14 protein-coding genes are annotated in these 14948 nt (G+C 64.5%); 7 read left to right on the top strand and 7 right to left on the bottom strand.

Annotated features, from left to right (window positions below):
• Positions 1-35: 35 nt before the first annotated feature.
• Both HU752_RS10550 and HU752_RS10545 read right to left on the bottom strand, forming a co-directional pair.
• Positions 36-548 (bottom strand): Csu type fimbrial protein, encoded by a 513-nt coding sequence (locus HU752_RS10550; RefSeq protein WP_189656592.1) that lies wholly within the window; start codon positions 546-548, stop codon positions 36-38.
• A 220-nt stretch (positions 549-768) separates the two neighbouring features.
• A complete protein-coding gene (locus HU752_RS10545; protein WP_186681686.1) occupies positions 769-1305 on the bottom strand; it encodes a Csu type fimbrial protein in 537 nt (178 codons plus the stop codon).
• Between the two features lie 295 nt (positions 1306-1600).
• Here HU752_RS10545 and zapE point away from each other — a divergent pair, with 295 nt between their 5' ends.
• Both zapE and HU752_RS10535 read left to right on the top strand, forming a co-directional pair.
• Positions 1601-2725, top strand: a complete 1125-nt coding sequence (zapE, locus tag HU752_RS10540; RefSeq protein WP_186681688.1) for a cell division protein ZapE — start codon at positions 1601-1603, stop codon at positions 2723-2725.
• Positions 2726-2808: 83 nt separating this feature from the next.
• Entirely contained in the window at positions 2809-4116 is a 1308-nt protein-coding gene (locus tag HU752_RS10535; RefSeq protein WP_186681690.1) for a leucine-rich repeat-containing protein kinase family protein, read from the top strand.
• A 58-nt stretch (positions 4117-4174) separates the two neighbouring features.
• Here the strand turns inward: HU752_RS10535 and HU752_RS10530 are convergent, their stop codons facing one another.
• Complete coding sequence (locus tag HU752_RS10530; protein ID WP_186681691.1) at positions 4175-4879, bottom strand: YebC/PmpR family DNA-binding transcriptional regulator; 705 nt, start codon at positions 4877-4879, stop codon at positions 4175-4177.
• Between the two features lie 216 nt (positions 4880-5095).
• Here HU752_RS10530 and HU752_RS10525 point away from each other — a divergent pair, with 216 nt between their 5' ends.
• Complete coding sequence (locus HU752_RS10525) at positions 5096-6880, top strand: type VI secretion system Vgr family protein (protein WP_186681693.1); 1785 nt, start codon at positions 5096-5098, stop codon at positions 6878-6880.
• A gap of 11 nt (positions 6881-6891) precedes the next feature.
• Here the strand turns inward: HU752_RS10525 and HU752_RS10520 are convergent, their stop codons facing one another.
• Complete coding sequence (locus tag HU752_RS10520; protein WP_186681695.1) at positions 6892-7749, bottom strand: LysR substrate-binding domain-containing protein; 858 nt, start codon at positions 7747-7749, stop codon at positions 6892-6894.
• A gap of 115 nt (positions 7750-7864) precedes the next feature.
• Here HU752_RS10520 and HU752_RS10515 point away from each other — a divergent pair, with 115 nt between their 5' ends.
• Together HU752_RS10515 and phnX are read left to right on the top strand one after the other, a co-directional pair.
• On the top strand, positions 7865-9025 hold the full coding sequence (locus HU752_RS10515) for a 2-aminoethylphosphonate--pyruvate transaminase (protein WP_186681696.1): 1161 nt from the start codon (positions 7865-7867) through the stop codon (positions 9023-9025).
• A gap of 10 nt (positions 9026-9035) precedes the next feature.
• Positions 9036-9863 (top strand): phosphonoacetaldehyde hydrolase, encoded by an 828-nt coding sequence (phnX, locus tag HU752_RS10510; RefSeq protein WP_186681698.1) that lies wholly within the window; start codon positions 9036-9038, stop codon positions 9861-9863.
• A gap of 197 nt (positions 9864-10060) precedes the next feature.
• On the opposite strand, the gene HU752_RS10505 is transcribed toward phnX, so the two are convergent.
• Positions 10061-10618: an NADPH-dependent FMN reductase gene (locus HU752_RS10505; protein WP_186681700.1), complete on the bottom strand. Its 558-nt coding sequence runs from the start codon at positions 10616-10618 to the stop codon at positions 10061-10063.
• Between the two features lie 218 nt (positions 10619-10836).
• On the opposite strand from HU752_RS10505, the gene HU752_RS10500 reads away from it, so the two are divergent.
• Together HU752_RS10500 and HU752_RS10495 are read left to right on the top strand one after the other, a co-directional pair.
• Positions 10837-11073 (top strand): hypothetical protein, encoded by a 237-nt coding sequence (locus HU752_RS10500; RefSeq protein WP_186681702.1) that lies wholly within the window; start codon positions 10837-10839, stop codon positions 11071-11073.
• 99 nt (positions 11074-11172) lie between these two features.
• Positions 11173-12069: a LysR substrate-binding domain-containing protein gene (locus tag HU752_RS10495; RefSeq protein WP_186681704.1), complete on the top strand. Its 897-nt coding sequence runs from the start codon at positions 11173-11175 to the stop codon at positions 12067-12069.
• Between the two features lie 3 nt (positions 12070-12072).
• Here HU752_RS10495 and HU752_RS10490 read toward each other — a convergent pair whose 3' ends face one another.
• Both HU752_RS10490 and HU752_RS10485 read right to left on the bottom strand, forming a co-directional pair.
• Positions 12073-12645 (bottom strand): GNAT family N-acetyltransferase, encoded by a 573-nt coding sequence (locus tag HU752_RS10490; RefSeq protein WP_186681706.1) that lies wholly within the window; start codon positions 12643-12645, stop codon positions 12073-12075.
• Between the two features lie 19 nt (positions 12646-12664).
• Positions 12665-14920 carry an Orn/Lys/Arg family decarboxylase gene (locus tag HU752_RS10485; RefSeq protein WP_186681707.1) on the bottom strand — a complete coding sequence of 752 codons (2256 nt, stop codon included), beginning with the start codon at positions 14918-14920 and terminating at the stop codon, positions 12665-12667.
• Between the last annotated feature and the right edge of the window lie 28 nt (positions 14921-14948).

The following is a 14948-nucleotide window of genomic DNA, read 5'->3' as shown; positions in this document are numbered from 1 at the left end:
CCGGCTCCGCCCGGCAGAGAGCTGCATGCACACACCTACCAGGTGACGGTCACCTTCAGTACATCGGTATAACGGCTGGCCTGCGGTATCCGCGCCAGCGGCTCGATCCGCGCGTACAACGGCAATTCCACCGAGCCACTGTCGGGGACGACCCCGCTCACCGGCTCGTTGACCGGCAACGCGATGCGCCGCGCGGCATCCCGGTAGATCCGGTAGGGAATCGGGGTAGTGCGTTCCTCGCCCGCCAGGTAGCGCACCTCGCCCACACCACCGTGCAGACCGCCGTCGATGCGTACCTGATAAGGCGTATTGGGGTTGCATTCCAAGCGGGGCAGCCGGGAATGGGTGAGGGCCGCGCCAAGCGCACCAGAGCGGTCGTCCAGGCGGGCGGTGTTGCCGAAATCGAGCACACCCAATTGGTCGACACCCGCCTCACGGGGCACATCGACCAGCTGGCAGCCACGCATGACATTGACCCGCACCTCCACCTGGAGCTGCGCGGCCGATGCCTGGGCACAACACAGTGCGCCCACAACTGCCATGACCATGATTCCCTTCACAACCTCAATCCCTTTGACGGATGGCTTGCTGATATCAGCCTAGCAGTGAAGGGAAAAGCTGCCAGCTAGGCAGGAGAATTTGCAGAATCTTGTAATACTTTTCTTAGGAGTTCCCTCTATATCCCCGTGATTCCTATCAGGAAAAGCGCACCCATAATTGGATCCAATATCTGAGGGAGACGCCCTGGTGACTGGCAGGGCTGCATGATTACCAGTTCAGCGTGATGGTGACCGTGTCGCGATAGGTACCGGCCGGCAACGCCCGGGTATTGGCGAGGATCGCACCGTGAATCGGAATGGGCATCGAGGTCCCCGTGCCAGTTGCAAAGGTGCGCTGCTGGCCGATGGGATAGCGATCCGTACCCGCCTCGTCGACGGACAGGTGATAGGGAATGCGCTGGCTGCCATTACTCAGGTAACGGACGCTGCCGTCGCCCTGGGTCCCGCCATCGATGGTGACAGTGAACTGGGTGGGGTTGCTGACCGGCGAACTGCAGGCCACCGCCAGGTTGCCATTGCTGCTGTTCAGGCGGGTGTTCAACGGGCCCCCCCAGGTCGGCCCCTGGCTGCCGAAGTCCAGGCTGGCGGCACTGCCACTTGCCCCGACCTGCGCGGCACCCTGGCTGACCTGGCAACCGGCGGTGATGACCAGCCGAGCCTCGATCTGCCCGACGACCGCCGCGAAGGCGTTGTCGGCCAGCAGGCAAGCGCCCAGGCCCAGCAGGAATCGTGGGATGAAGTGCATTTGGCCAGCCCCGCTAAACGTTCGCACGGGCTCCGCTCAATGGCTCAATCCATTTGAGCGGCGGGGACCTTGACGAAGAAATTGAGGAATGAAACTACCGGCTCAGAATAAACGAGATGGCCATGTGCCTGCATCTTTTTTCTGCAGCCGCCGACGGACAGTCATCCACTTTGGAGATGGCTGGCAAGCCCATTTTCTATTGGTTAAATCACCGCGTCCCCGGCAAGATAGTGTAATACCTCCGGGCGCAGCGCCCGGTCTTCCTGGCACGTTCACCCATGGGGGAGCTTTTCCATTGGCCGTCACACCCCCTCATCGCCCCAGCACCCAATCCCGCTGGCCGAGCTTGCGCCGCCTCTTCGACAAGCGCCTGGCCGGCAAGCACGGTGCCACCGCCGCGCACCACGAGATACCCGAGTATTTCCGGCGCAAGGCCAACCAGCAGGGCTATACCCTGAGCCATGGCCAGCAGCGGGTCATCGAGCGTATGGCACAACAGGCCACGACGCTGTTGCAGGGAGCCCCGTCGCAACTGCGCAGCCTGTACCTGCATGGTGCCGTAGGCCGCGGCAAGAGCTGGCTGCTGGACGGTTTTTTCCAGGCCATGCCGCTGGTCGAGAAACAGCGGCTGCACTTCCACGACTTCTTCGCCCGGCTGCACCAGGGCATGTTCCGTCATCGCGACCATCCGGACGCCCTCGGCGCGACGCTGGATGAACTGCTCGCCGACTGCCGGTTGCTGTGCTTCGACGAGTTCCATGTCCATGACATTGGCGACGCAATGTTGATCACCCGGCTGTTCAAGGCGCTGTTCCAACGCCAGGTGCTGCTGGTGGTGACGTCCAACTACCCGCCCGAGGGGCTGCTGCCCAACCCGCTCTACCATGCGCGCTTCAAGCCGGTGATCGACCTGATCAACGCACGGATGGAGGTCCTGGAGGTCGGTGGCCCCCACGACTACCGCAGCCTGGCGCCCAGCCATGCACTACAGCAATTCACCCACGGGCGATACATCTGGCCAGGCAGCAGCGAGCAGCGCGAGGCCCTGCAACTACCGCAGCGAGGTGCGCCGGCCAGCCCGCTGGCGGTCGGCACGCGGCATCTCAGGGTGCGGCAGAACCACGAGCGTTGCGTACGCTTCGAGTTCGCCGACCTGTGCGAAGAACCCACGGCGGTGATGGACTACCTGGAACTGTGCCGCCGTTTCGACGACTGGATCATCGACGAACTGCCCAGCCTGGAGGATTGCCCGATCGCCACCCAGCAGCGCTTCATCAACCTGATCGACGTGCTCTACGACCAGGACAAGCGTCTGCAACTGATCGGCGAGCGCCCCCTGCGCGACAGCCTCGGCGGCAACGCCATCGACCTGGCGCGCACCCGCAGCCGGCTGGGGCAACTGGTGGAAGTCGGCCCCTGAGCGGGACAACGAGCAAGGTCGCGCCCGTGCGGCTATGATGGCGGCCTTTTTCGATCATCGTGACCCGTACGGAACACCCGCTCATGCACACCCTTGATCAACTGCGCACCGGCCAGCTGGCCGGCATCAAGCGACTCGACCTGTCCTGCGGGCTAACCGAGTTTCCCCGGGAAATCTTCCAGCTGGCCGACTCCCTGGAGATTCTCAACCTGAGCGGCAACCGCCTGAGCAGCCTGCCGGATGATCTGCATCGCCTGCCGCATCTGCGCATCCTGTTCTGTTCCGACAACCTGTTCACCGAGCTGCCCGCCTGCCTGGGCCAATGCGCCCGCCTGAGCATGGTCGCGTTCAAGGCCAACCGCATCGAGCACGTGCCCGCTGCCGGGCTGCCGCCGTTGCTGCGCTGGCTGATCCTGACCGACAACGAGATCGCCGAGCTGCCCGACGAACTGGGCCGCCGGCCCCTGCTGCAGAAACTCATGCTCGCCGGCAACCGCCTGCGCCAGTTGCCGGCCACCCTGGCCGACTGCCACAACCTGGAACTGATCCGCATCGCCGCCAACCAGCTGGACGAATTGCCACAATGGCTGTTGACCCTGCCGAGCCTGGCCTGGATCGCCTATGCCGGCAATCCGCACCTGGATCACACGGGCGAGGTGCTTGCCGGTGACACCACGCCGAATATCGACTGGGCGCAGCTGCAACTCGAACAGCGCCTGGGCGAAGGCGCCTCCGGGGTGATCAGCCAGGCGCTATGGCAGCGGCCCTCGGCGGCAGCCCAGCCGGTGGCGGTCAAGCTGTACAAGGGCAGCATGACCAGCGACGGTTCGCCGTTGAACGAGATGAACGCTTGCATCGCCGCCGGCCTGCACCCGAACCTGATCCGGGTCGAAGGCCGCATCACCGGTCATCCCGACCAGCAGGCCGGACTGGTGATGGAGCTGATCGACCCGCAGTTCGCCAACCTGGCCGCGCTGCCCAGCCTCGATTCGTGCAGTCGCGACGTGTATCGCGACGACACCCGCTTCAGCCCTGGACAGGCCCTGCGCATGGCTCGCGGTATAGCCTCGGTGGGCGCCCACCTGCATCGCCTGGGGCTCTGCCACGGCGACCTGTATGGCCACAACATCCTCTACAACGCCAACGGCGATTGCCTGCTGGGGGATTTTGGCGCGGCATCGTTCCATTCGCCGACGGACAGCCTGGAAACCCGCGCGCTGCAGCGCATCGAAGTGCGTGCGTTCGGGATTCTGCTGGGGGAGTTGCTGGAGCGGGTCGACGGGGAGTTCGAGCCGGGCATGCGGGAGTCGCTGCAAGGCTTGCAGGCTCGCTGCATTCAGCCTGAAGTGCTGGCGCGACCGGGATTCGAGGAGATTTGCGCGCTGCTTTGAGTCATGTGTGGCCCTGTTCGCGGCGGACCGCCGCGAACAGGTGCGCTGAGGTCGGGGATCAGCCCGCCAGGCCGACGAACATGTCCTGCACGTCGTCGTGGTTGTCCAGACCTTCGAGGAAGGCTTCGACTTCCGCCATCTGCTCGTCGCTCAGGCCGCTGACCGGGTTCTTCGGCTGGTAGCCCAGCTTCGCCGACAGCACGGTGAACCCCTGCTCCGGCAGGGCCTTCTGCACGGCATCAAGGTCGGTGGTCTCGGTGATGAACAGGGTCGCGCCCTCTTCACCCGGTTCGAAATCCTGCGCACCGGCTTCGATGGCCGCCACTTCCGGATCGGCGTCCGGGCTGTCCGGCGACGCTTCGATCAGGCCGACATGGTTGAAGTCCCAGGACACCGAACCGGAAGCACCCAGTTGGCCCTTGCGGAACGCCACGCGGATTTCCGCCACGGTGCGGTTGACGTTGTCGGTGACGCACTCGACGATCAGCGGCACCTGGTGCGGGGCAAACCCTTCATAGGTGACGCGGTGGTACTGCACGGTTTCGCCCAGTTGGCCGGAACCTTTCTTGATCGCGCGCTCCAGGGTGTCGCGAGGCATCGAGGCTTTCTTCGCCTGCTCGACCACCAGGCGCAGGTGCGCGTTGGTGGAAATGTCCGCACCGTTGCGCGCGGCGATGGTGATTTCCTTGACCAGCTTGCCGAACAGCTTGCCCTTGGCGTTGGCTGCCGCCTCTTTGTGTTTAACCTTCCACTGTGCGCCCATTACTCACTCTCTCGATCAGTGGCGTCGTGACATTTATTGGCCGACGCTTTGCGCGCAGTTTATACGGCAAAAAGTCACGGATCGACCAAAACCTGACAATCGCTACGACTATGCGCAGATCGTCGTAGGCAATTTCCCAAAAGCTGTTTTGCTGTGTCCCGATATCTCCAGCATTTCGTACCCTCTGTCACAACCTTCCCGACAAAAAGAGATGAAATGGCTCAGGACAAGGCACGACTGATCTCACTGACAATCGATTCGCTCCACGCGCCCCTGCAGGTCATTCGCTTCAGTGGTCGCGAAGCCCTGAACCAGGTCTACCGTTTCGACATCGAGCTGCTGGGCAGCGACCCCGAGCTGGATCTGCAGGCGCTGCTGCAGCAACCGGCGTTTCTCGGTTTCGGATGCCCGGGAGAAGGTGTCCACGGGCTGATCCATGAAATCAGCAGCGGCTACCTCAGCCCGACGCAGTGCCATTACCAGGTCGTGCTGGGCCCGCGCCTGACGCTGCTCGAACAAAGTGCCAGGCGCCAGGTATTCCATGACCTGAGCGTGCCCGAGATCCTCGGGCGGCTGCTCGACAGCCATGGAATGGGGCCCGCCGACTATCGCCTCGAACTCGGCCAAGGCAGCTACCCACCCCGTCCATTTTGCCAGCAGCATGAACAGAACGACCTGCAATGGCTGAACCGGTTGTGCGAGGAAGAAGGCATCCACTATCACTTCGAGCATGGCCCCCGCAGGCATGTCCTGGTCCTTGCCGAGGACCCCCAGGCGTTCCCCGAGCGCCAGGGCCTGCTGCGCTACAGTGCGATGCCCGGCAACGGCCAGCCGGTCATCCACCAGTTGCATGAGCGGTACGCGATGCCAGGCCCGCTCGACATCCCGCGGCCATCCCGGACAGGCGACACGCCCTGGCCAGCCGCCCCTCCGTCCCCCGCAGACGAGGCGGCCGCCAACCAGGGCGGGCTGCCGGGACTGCACTCGACGAGCGTGGATGCACGGCAACGCCATGTGCTGCAGTACGGCCGTCGAACCCTCGAACGCCTGCGCTGCGACAGCCGACAGATCCAGGGCAGCAGCACACTCGCGACACTGCACAGCGCCGATGTGCGTCACCTGGGCGACCATCCACGCCAGGCGCTCAACGATCAGTGGCTGATTACCGAGGTCCATCACTGGGGCGAACAGCAGGTGAACGGCGGGCACCTCCTGCCGCAGGACGCCCCCCTCGCAACCGGGGGTTATCACAATCACTTCAAGGCGATCCCCTGGGCCACGCCGTTCCGCCCCGCCCTGCGCCAGCCCCGCCCGCAGCCAAGGGGTTACCAGTTGGGGACGGTCCTCGGTACTCCCGGGCAGTCGGCCCAACCCGATGCCCAGGGGCGCCTGCACGTCCGCTTGCAGGACGCACTGCACGCCCCGGATGCCTCGCCCGGTTGCTGGATCGCGCTGGGCGTCGCCGAGGGCAAGGCGCCGGCGGTGGGCAGCCAGGTGTTGATCAGCTGCGTCGACCATGATCCCGACCAACTGGTGATCTGCGGTTTCCTGAGGGATCGGGACACTGATGCCCTGCCACGGGCGGCCCCCCTTGAAACGCCGGGGGAAATCTACCTCCATGAACGACCGCAGGAGAGCGGAAACTGCCTGGCCGGGAGTGTCTGGTACATCGTGCGCATGCCGCGCCCCGGCCTCGGAGCGCTGGCGCGCCTGGGCCGCGACGACATCCTGCTCGAAGGCCGCAGCGACGACCGGGGCATGGTCGTATTGAGCCCATGCCAGCGTCATCGATTGGCCCTGGCACTCGCCGACACCCCGCTACAGCTGTGGTTGCTCTATCCCGGCCAGTGCCTGGCCGTGCACGAGTACCTGCGCCAGCACTGGAGCCCCGGCCAACGCCGGGCCCTGCTCCAGGCGAGCCTGAACAACACCTCCGCGCATGGCCCCGGCGAACTGCACAGCCTCCATGAATGGCTGATCAACCCCTCGAGCCCGAACTGAAGGGCCGAGGCTCACGCCAGCAAACCGAGGAAGGCCTGGATCAGGCGCAGCTCGGTACGCCGTTCCAGGCAACCGACCATGTGTCGGTTGCGCAGCCCGTCGCCGATCAGCGGCACGGCCCGGACCCGCGGATCATGGCTGACCTCCAGGGATGAGACGATCCCCAGCCCGAGGTCGGCCGCCACCGCCTCGGTCACCGCCTCGCGGCTGTCCAGCTCCAGCAGCACCCGCGGAGTGACCCCGGCCAGGTGGCAAGCCTGGTCGAAGGTTCGCCGCGTGATCGACGAAGGTTCGCGCAGCACCATGATCATCTGGTCCAGACGCTGCAACGCGATCCCTTCGGGCTCGTCCTGCCAGGGATGGCCGGCCGGCACCAGCACGCAGATCCGCGACTCGCTCAAGGCCTGCAGATGCAAGCCCTTGCGTGGCTCGACCTCGGTCAGCACAGCGACATCGGCATGTTCGGCAAGCAGCGCCGCGAGGGTTTCCTGAGCGTTGCCGAGGCGCAGGTTGACGGTGACGCCCGGGTAACGCTCGCGCAGCCTGGCGAGCATCGGCATGACCATGTGCGGCCCATCCGCCGCGACCTCGAGACGTCCGGTGAGCAACTGGCGGTTGGCCTCGAGCATGACCCGCGCCTCCTCGGCCAGGCCGAACATCGCCCGGGTGATGGCTGCCAGCCGGGTGCCCTGCTCCGTCAACTCCACCCGCCGCGCCGTACGCCGCAGCAACGTGACCTGGTAGTGCTCTTCCAGGGCCTTGATGTGCCCGGTGACCGCCGGCTGGCTGATGAACAGCCGAGCGGCGGCACGGGTGAAACTGCCCTCGCGGGCCACGGCATCGAATGCACGGAGTTGGAACAGGTTCATTGTCTATCGGCCTCACTTATAGCTCGCATAACAACAAACAATTTGATTGATAACAAGGCAAACCGCAACGTATGCCCTGTATCCCGTCAATGACCAGCGCTGCAAGGAACCCTCCATGAGTACTGCCGCCCCCATCCTGCTGACCCCCGGCCCGCTCACCACCTCGGCCCGCACCCGCCAGGCGCTGCTGCTGGACTGGGGCTCATGGGACGAGCGCTTCAACCAACTGACCGCCAGCGTCTGCCAACGCCTGCTGACCCTCATCAACGGCGCCGCCAGCCATCATTGCGTGCCACTGCAGGGCAGCGGGACCTTCGCCGTCGAAGCCGCCATCGGCACCCTGGTGCCCCGTGACGGCAAGGTGCTGGTGCTGGTCAATGGCGCCTATGGCAAGCGCCTGGCGACCCTCTGTTCGGTGCTGGGCCGGGCCTTCTGCACCCTGGCCACCGCCGAGGACCAGCCAAGCGACGCGGCAGCGGTCGAACAGCGGCTGCTCGCCGACCCGGCCATCACCCATGTCGCGCTGATCCACTGCGAAACCAGCACCGGTATCCTCAACCCGCTGGAGCAGATCGCCGAGGTTGTCGCCCGCCACGGCAAACGCCTGATCATCGACGCCATGAGCTCCTTCGGCGCCCTGCCCATCGACGCCCGGCTGGTGCCGTTCGATGCCCTGATCGCCGCCTCGGGCAAATGCCTGGAAGGCGTACCGGGCATGGGTTTCGTCTTCGCGCACAAGGCCACCCTGGCCGAGGCCGCTGGCAATTCGCATTCGCTGGCGCTGGACCTGCATGACCAGCAGGCCTACCTGGCACGCACCGGCCAGTGGCGCTTCACCCCGCCGACCCACGTGGTCGCCGCCCTGCACGAGGCCCTCCTGCAATATGAGGAGCAAGGCGGCCAGCCGGCACGCTATCGCCGCTATGCCGACAACTGCCAGATGCTGCTCGAAGAGCTGGGCAAGCTCGGCCTGCGCAGTTTCCTGCCGGAGGCGATCCAGGCACCGATCATCGTCACCGTGCATGCGCCGCAGGATGAGCACTATGACTTCAAGGCGCTCTACGAGCGGGTCAAGGCCAAGGGTTTCATCCTGTACCCGGGCAAGCTGACCGAGGTCGACACCTTCCGTGTCGGTTGCATTGGCGACGTCACCCGCCATGACATGCAGGCTGCGGTCCGGGCGATCGGCGAGGCCCTGCACGAGATGGGCGTCGTGACACCGAGCATTCCAGGCGTTGTTACCACGCCTACCCTGAACATCCACTTCCGAGCCTGAGGCCACCGTCATGAACTACACCCAACCGACCCGACTGCAAGCCGCCATCCTCGACTGGGCCGGCACCGTCGTCGACTTCGGCTCGTTCGCCCCGACCCAGATCTTCGTCGAAGCCTTCGCCGAATTCGACGTGCAGGTGTCCATCGAGGAGGCCCGCGGGCCGATGGGCATGGGCAAGTGGGATCACATCCGCACCCTGTGCAACCAGCCGCAGATCGCCGAGCGCTATCGCCGGGTATTCGGGCGCACGCCCAGGGACGTGGATGTCACCGAGATCTACCAGCGCTTCATGCCGCTGCAGATCGAAAAGATCGCCGAGCATTCGGCGCTGATTCCCGGCGCGCTCGACACCCTCGCCGAACTGCGTCGCCAGGGCCTGAAAATCGGTTCGTGTTCCGGCTACCCGGCCCAGGTGATGGCCAAGGTCGTCGAGCTGGCGGCCGGCAATGGGTATGTCGCCGACCATGTGGTGGCCACCGATGACGTGCCGAATGGCCGCCCCTGGCCGGCCCAGGCGCTGGCCAACGTGATCGCCCTGGGCATCGACGATGTCGCGGCCTGCGTGAAGGTGGACGATACGGTACCGGGGATTCTGGAAGGTCGCCGCGCCGGCATGTGGACGGTCGCCCTGGTCTGTTCCGGCAATGCCCTGGGCCTGAACTACGAGGACTACCAGGCGCTGGACAGCGCCAGCCTGGCGGCCGAGCGCCAGCGTATCCACGCCCTGTTCGAAGGCTCGCGCCCGCACTACCTGATCGACACCATCAACGAACTGCCGCAGGTGATTGCAGCGATCAACCAGCGGTTGGCGAATGGGGAAATGCCGCAGGGTTGCTGATCCATTGCCATCCGTCCCCACAGGATGCGGGGTGTTTGATGATCGTTCCCACGCTCCGCGTGGGAACGCAGCCCGTGACGCTCTGCATCGCAAGGGCGGACGCTGAGCGTCCTGAGAGGCATTCCCACGCAGAGCGTGGGAACGATCGGTAACGCCATACCTTGCAGGCTCCTGCAAGGGTTGGGTTCAGTAGTTCGTCAGGCCTTCTTGTGCTGCTCCACCCATTGCGCATAGGCATTGATGAAGCCCTGCAGGAACGGCCGGCTCTGTTCCGACAACTTGCCCGTGTCATCGAATGCACTGCCGGCGCCACCGAAATAGGCTTCCGGCTGCTGCATGCACGGCACATTGAGAAACACCAGCGACTGGCGCAGATGATGGTTGGCGCCGAAGCCACCAATCGCCCCCGGGGACACGCTGATCACCGCCCCCGGCTTGCCGCCCCAGGCGCTCTTGCCATACGGCCGCGAACCCACGTCGATGGCGTTCTTCAGTGGTGCGGGCACCGAGCGGTTGTATTCCGGGGTCACGAACAACAGCGCGTCGGCCGCCGCGACCTGCTCGCGAAACGTGGTGTAGGCCGCTGGCGGCGTGCCGTCGATATCTTCGTTGTACAACGGCAGGTCGCCGATCTCGACAATCTTCAGCTTCAGGTTCGCCGGCGCCAGATCAGCCAGGGCCAGGGCCACCTTGCGGTTGATCGACTCTTTTCTCAGGCTGCCAACCAGCACAGCGACGGTATGGACATTACTCATGGACACTCCTGACACAGGGGACGAGGGAGCTTTAGGTATAGATGATCCCTCGCCACTGATGTCGGATTTTTCCCAATACGACGCAGGATATGGCCCCTTGCCAGCGTCGCAACCGGCAGGATCGCCCGAATATTTTTTCCCCGAGACAAAACTTCCCCAAGCCGGGCACGGTCTACAGAGCCGCAAATCGGCAGTTAATTTCCAGAGGTTCAATACAGATGGCCGCAGTACTCGTCGGACAATTTCATGCACGGGACGCCGAAGGACGCGTGTATTCCGTGCATGAGTTCCAGGAATCCATGCCTTCGCAGGAAGGCATGGCCGGCACGGAGCCCGTCACCACCTATAAACTGGCCATTGGCGATCGCATCAATAAACTCGGCGAGAACGAGTTCCTGCTGGTGCAGTCGGGGATTACCCTCATTCGCGAACCCGATACCCTTCCCACCCCTTGAAGACACAACGTTGAACGCACGGTGACCTGCAGTCTTGCGGGCCAACTTGGGTTAGGATCAGTCCACTGACCTCCTCCGTGCGGGACATGGACTTCAAGCATGCGTCTACGCCACATCGAAGCAATCCAGGCCATCCTGCAGACCGGCAACCTCGGCCCCGCCGCCGAGTTGCTGCAACTGCCGACGCCCACGCTCAGTGTCACCCTGCAGGAAGCTGAACAGCAACTGGGCTTCCTGCTGTTCGCCACGGTCCGCGGGCGGATGCAGGCAACCCGCGAGACCCGCGAGCTGCAACCGCTGATCAGCCACCTGTACCGGGAACTGGAACCGCTGCGACGCCTGGCCGCGGAGCTACGCCAGCACCAATCCCCGCCGCTGCGGGTCACCTGCACCCCGACGCTCGCCCAGCAACTGCTGCCACAAGGCATCGCCGCCCTGCGCCGGCGTTTTCACGACACCCCTTGCACCCTGGCCAGCCAGCCTACCCGGGACATCGTCCGCCACCTGCTGTTGCGCGAAATCGAACTGGGCCTGAGCCTGCACGATCCCGAACACCCGCAGATCCAGTGCGAGGCGCTGGCCCAGGGCAAGCTGCAACTGCTCGCCCCCCACGGCTGGCTGCAGCCGAAACAGAAGTACATCTCCCTGCAGGACCTGGCGGGCCAGGCGATGATCGGCCTGGAGCAGCAGGATACCCTCAGCCTGCTGCTCGACAGCAAGCTGCAGGGCCTGCGCCCACCGCCGCAGGTGCAGACACGGGTGCAGACCTACCAGATGATGCGCAGCATGGTCGAGGCCGGCGAGGGCCTGGCGATCGTCGACCCGTTCACGGCCGTGGGCGCCAGGAGCGCTGGGCTGGATGCCTGTCCGATCTCGCCAGCCATGCCCATCACCCTGTATGCCCTGACCCTGAAGGAGCGCGAGCCGTCGGCAGCGCAGAAAGCACTGCTGGAAATCATCGGCGAGAAGGCCGCCGCCATGCTGGCGCCGGCCTGATCTTCAGAGCTGCGAGGTAAACACCAGGTACCAGAACAACGCCACCTCGCGGGTCTGGGCGTCGATACCCCGGTAACGCAGGTGGTCCATCCCACCCAGCACGTAACCGCAACGCTCATACAGCCGACAGGCGCCCAGGTTGTTGTTCTGGGTTTCGAGCATCACCCCCGGCAGGTTCTTCCTCTGGCTCCAGAGGCGCACCTCATCCAGCAACGCCCTGGCCACGCCATGACGCCGCGCCCGGGCATCCACCGCCAGTTCGTCGACGTGGGCAAAACCGTTCCAGTTGGTACTGACCACCACATGCCCGGCTGGCCGACCATCGAGATACGCCATGAAAATCTCGCTGTGCGGCTTGCCGCGGTAGCTGGAGAACTCCTCGGGATCGATGCCATAGCACTTGCGGTAGGAAGGCACCGCGCTCAGCGGCCAGTGCTCGACCTTGCGGCCCATCTCGGCCCGGCCATAGGCCTTGACCTCGAAGCTGAAATCGCTGCCCCAGATGTACTCGGAGAAGCCCTCGTCGGCCACCCGGACCGAGACTTCAGGGTCTTTCGGGTTCATGACTAGATGCATAGGGCGAACTGTCCTGTCCTCATTCCTTGATGCAATCGACGGTGTAGCAGCGACCATCCGCGCTGTCTTCATGTTGCAGGCCGTGCACATCGGCGACGAAACCGGGGAAACCACTGTCGAATGCGCGGGCGAAGGCCAGGTAGTCGATGATCGAGCGGGTTGCCTCGGTAAAACGCTCGCCCGGCATGATCAGTGGAATGCCTGGCGGATAGGGTACCAGCATGACTGCCGCGATCCGTCCCTGCAACGCATCGATCGACACCGCCTCGACCTCGCCACGCACCAGCCGGTCGTAGGCATCGGCGGGCTTCATGGCGATCTCGGGCAGCACCGTGTACATGCGCTTGAGGTGCCTGGCCGTGGCATTGCTGCGATAGCAGCCATGCAGTTGATCGCACAGGTCACGCAGACCCATGCCCTGGTAGCGCTGCGGCCCCTGTCGGGCCACCGAAGGCAGGCAACTGGCCAGGCCGACATTGGCGTCGTAATTGCGCTTGAACTCCAGCAACTCCGTCAGCAGCGTACTCCACTTGCCCTTGGTGATCCCCATCGAGAACAGCACCAGGAACGAATAGAGACCGGTTTTTTCCACCACCAGCCCTCGCTCCCAGAGGAACTTGCTGACCACCGCCGCAGGAATGCCATGCTCACTGAGGGCGCCACCGGCAGTAAGGCCCGGCATCACCAGGGTGACCTTGATCGGGTCAAGCAGCACATAGTCTTCGGCCACATCACCAAAGCCATGCCATTCGGCCTGCGGCTCCAGCAGCCAGTCGGCGGTCTCGACCCGGTCGATGCCCTCCACCCGCGGAGCCTGCCAGATGCTGAACCACCAGTCCTCAGCGGCAATATGCTGGCGCAGGTTGGCCAGGGCCCGGCGAAAGCTCAGCGCCTCATCGAACATTTCCTGGAGCAGCGAACGCCCCGCCGGTCCTTCCATCATGGCCGAGGCCACGTCCAGGGAGGCGATGATGCTGTACTGCGGCGAAGTGGAGATGTGCATCATGAACGCTTCATTGAAGCGATCACGGTCCAGCTGCCGCGCCCCGCCGTCCTGCACGTGGATCATCGAGGCCTGGCTGAACGCGGCGAGCAGCTTGTGGGTCGAATGGGTGGTGAACACCAGCGGGCTGTCCGGGGCACGCGAGGTGCCCATGCCATAGCGCCCGGCGAAGAACTCGTGGAAAGCGGCATAGGCGTACCAGGCTTCGTCGAAATGCAGGACTTCGACGCTGCTGCCCAGGCGCTGCTTGATCAGTTCCGCGTTGTAGCAGAGGCCGTCGTAGGTCGAATTGGTGACCACCGCCAGTTTCACCCGGGGTGGACGCCCGCGGGTCAGCGGACTGGCCTCGATCTTCGCCTGGATCGACGCGTGGCTGAACTCGCTCAGGGGAATCGGGCCGATGATCCCCAGCTCATTGCGCTCCGGACACAGGTACAGCGGAATCGCGCCGGTCATGATGATCGAGTGCAGCACCGACTTGTGGCAGTTGCGATCGACCAGCACCAGGTCATCGCGCCCGACCATCGAATGCCAGACGATCTTGTTCGCGGTGGAAGTGCCGTTGATCACGAAGAAGGTGTGATCGGCACCGAAATTGCGCGCCGCGCGGGCTTCGGCTTCGGCCAAGGGGCCAGTATGGTCGAGCAGCGACCCCAGTTCCGGAACGGACACCGACAGGTCGGAACGCAGGGTATTTTCCCCGAAGAACTGGTGAAACGCCTGCCCTACCGGACTCTTGCGGTAGGCGACGCCACCGCCATGGCCGGGTGTGTGCCAGGAATAGTTGGAGTCGGCGGTATGCTGCACCAGCGCGCGGAAGAAAGGCGGCAGCAGGCCATCCAGGTAATTGCGCGCTGCCCGGGCCACCTGCCGGGACAGGAAAGGCACCGTGTCCTCGAACAGGTAGAGAATGCCGCGCAACTGGTTGAGCTCGCTCATGGCGTCGGCCGGGGCGTTTTCCAGGGTAACCTGCTCGCCCAGGGCGAAGATCGGCAGGTCGGGAGCCCGAACCCGCGCCAGGCGGATCAGCTCGACCATGTTCTGCAGCAGGTGCGTGTTTTCCCCGGCGCCTTCGGCGGCGATCAGCAAGCAGGCCAGACCGTGGTGGGTCGAGGCGACCAGGCGGCCCTCGGCATAATCCACGGCGCAGAAAACGCTGAAGCCGTCCTGCTCGAGCTCCCGGGCGATTCCCCGTACCCGATCCCCGGCGACCGTGTCCGCCTTGATGTCACGGTGCACGATCAGGATCGGAAACTTCAAATCCTTGTACATGGGCCTGTCAGTCCTGAAGCGACGGAAC

It is taken from the genome of Pseudomonas vanderleydeniana (genome assembly GCF_014268755.2).
Lineage (GTDB): Bacteria > Pseudomonadota > Gammaproteobacteria > Pseudomonadales > Pseudomonadaceae > Aquipseudomonas > Aquipseudomonas vanderleydeniana.
The sequence above is the reverse complement of the archived record's forward strand: the minus strand, read 5'-3'. Positions and strand labels throughout refer to the sequence as shown.

Excerpts from the sequence above, each read along its gene's own strand:
- HU752_RS10525 (WP_186681693.1), top strand. The coding sequence starts at position 5,096 with ATGGCTCAGGACAAGGCACGACTGATCTCACTGACAATCGATTCGCTC.
- HU752_RS10500 (WP_186681702.1), top strand. The coding sequence starts at position 10,837 with ATGGCCGCAGTACTCGTCGGACAATTTCATGCACGGGACGCCGAAGGA.
- phnX (WP_186681698.1), top strand. The coding sequence starts at position 9,036 with ATGAACTACACCCAACCGACCCGACTGCAAGCCGCCATCCTCGACTGG.
- HU752_RS10495 (WP_186681704.1), top strand. The coding sequence starts at position 11,173 with ATGCGTCTACGCCACATCGAAGCAATCCAGGCCATCCTGCAGACCGGC.
- HU752_RS10535 (WP_186681690.1), top strand. The coding sequence starts at position 2,809 with ATGCACACCCTTGATCAACTGCGCACCGGCCAGCTGGCCGGCATCAAG.
- HU752_RS10550 (WP_189656592.1), bottom strand. The coding sequence starts at position 548 with ATGGTCATGGCAGTTGTGGGCGCACTGTGTTGTGCCCAGGCATCGGCC.
- HU752_RS10490 (WP_186681706.1), bottom strand. The coding sequence starts at position 12,645 with ATGCATCTAGTCATGAACCCGAAAGACCCTGAAGTCTCGGTCCGGGTG.
- HU752_RS10505 (WP_186681700.1), bottom strand. The coding sequence starts at position 10,618 with ATGAGTAATGTCCATACCGTCGCTGTGCTGGTTGGCAGCCTGAGAAAA.
- HU752_RS10545 (WP_186681686.1), bottom strand. The coding sequence starts at position 1,305 with ATGCACTTCATCCCACGATTCCTGCTGGGCCTGGGCGCTTGCCTGCTG.
- HU752_RS10530 (WP_186681691.1), bottom strand. The coding sequence starts at position 4,879 with ATGGGCGCACAGTGGAAGGTTAAACACAAAGAGGCGGCAGCCAACGCC.
- HU752_RS10520 (WP_186681695.1), bottom strand. The coding sequence starts at position 7,749 with ATGAACCTGTTCCAACTCCGTGCATTCGATGCCGTGGCCCGCGAGGGC.
- HU752_RS10485 (WP_186681707.1), bottom strand. The coding sequence starts at position 14,920 with ATGTACAAGGATTTGAAGTTTCCGATCCTGATCGTGCACCGTGACATC.
- HU752_RS10515 (WP_186681696.1), top strand. The coding sequence starts at position 7,865 with ATGAGTACTGCCGCCCCCATCCTGCTGACCCCCGGCCCGCTCACCACC.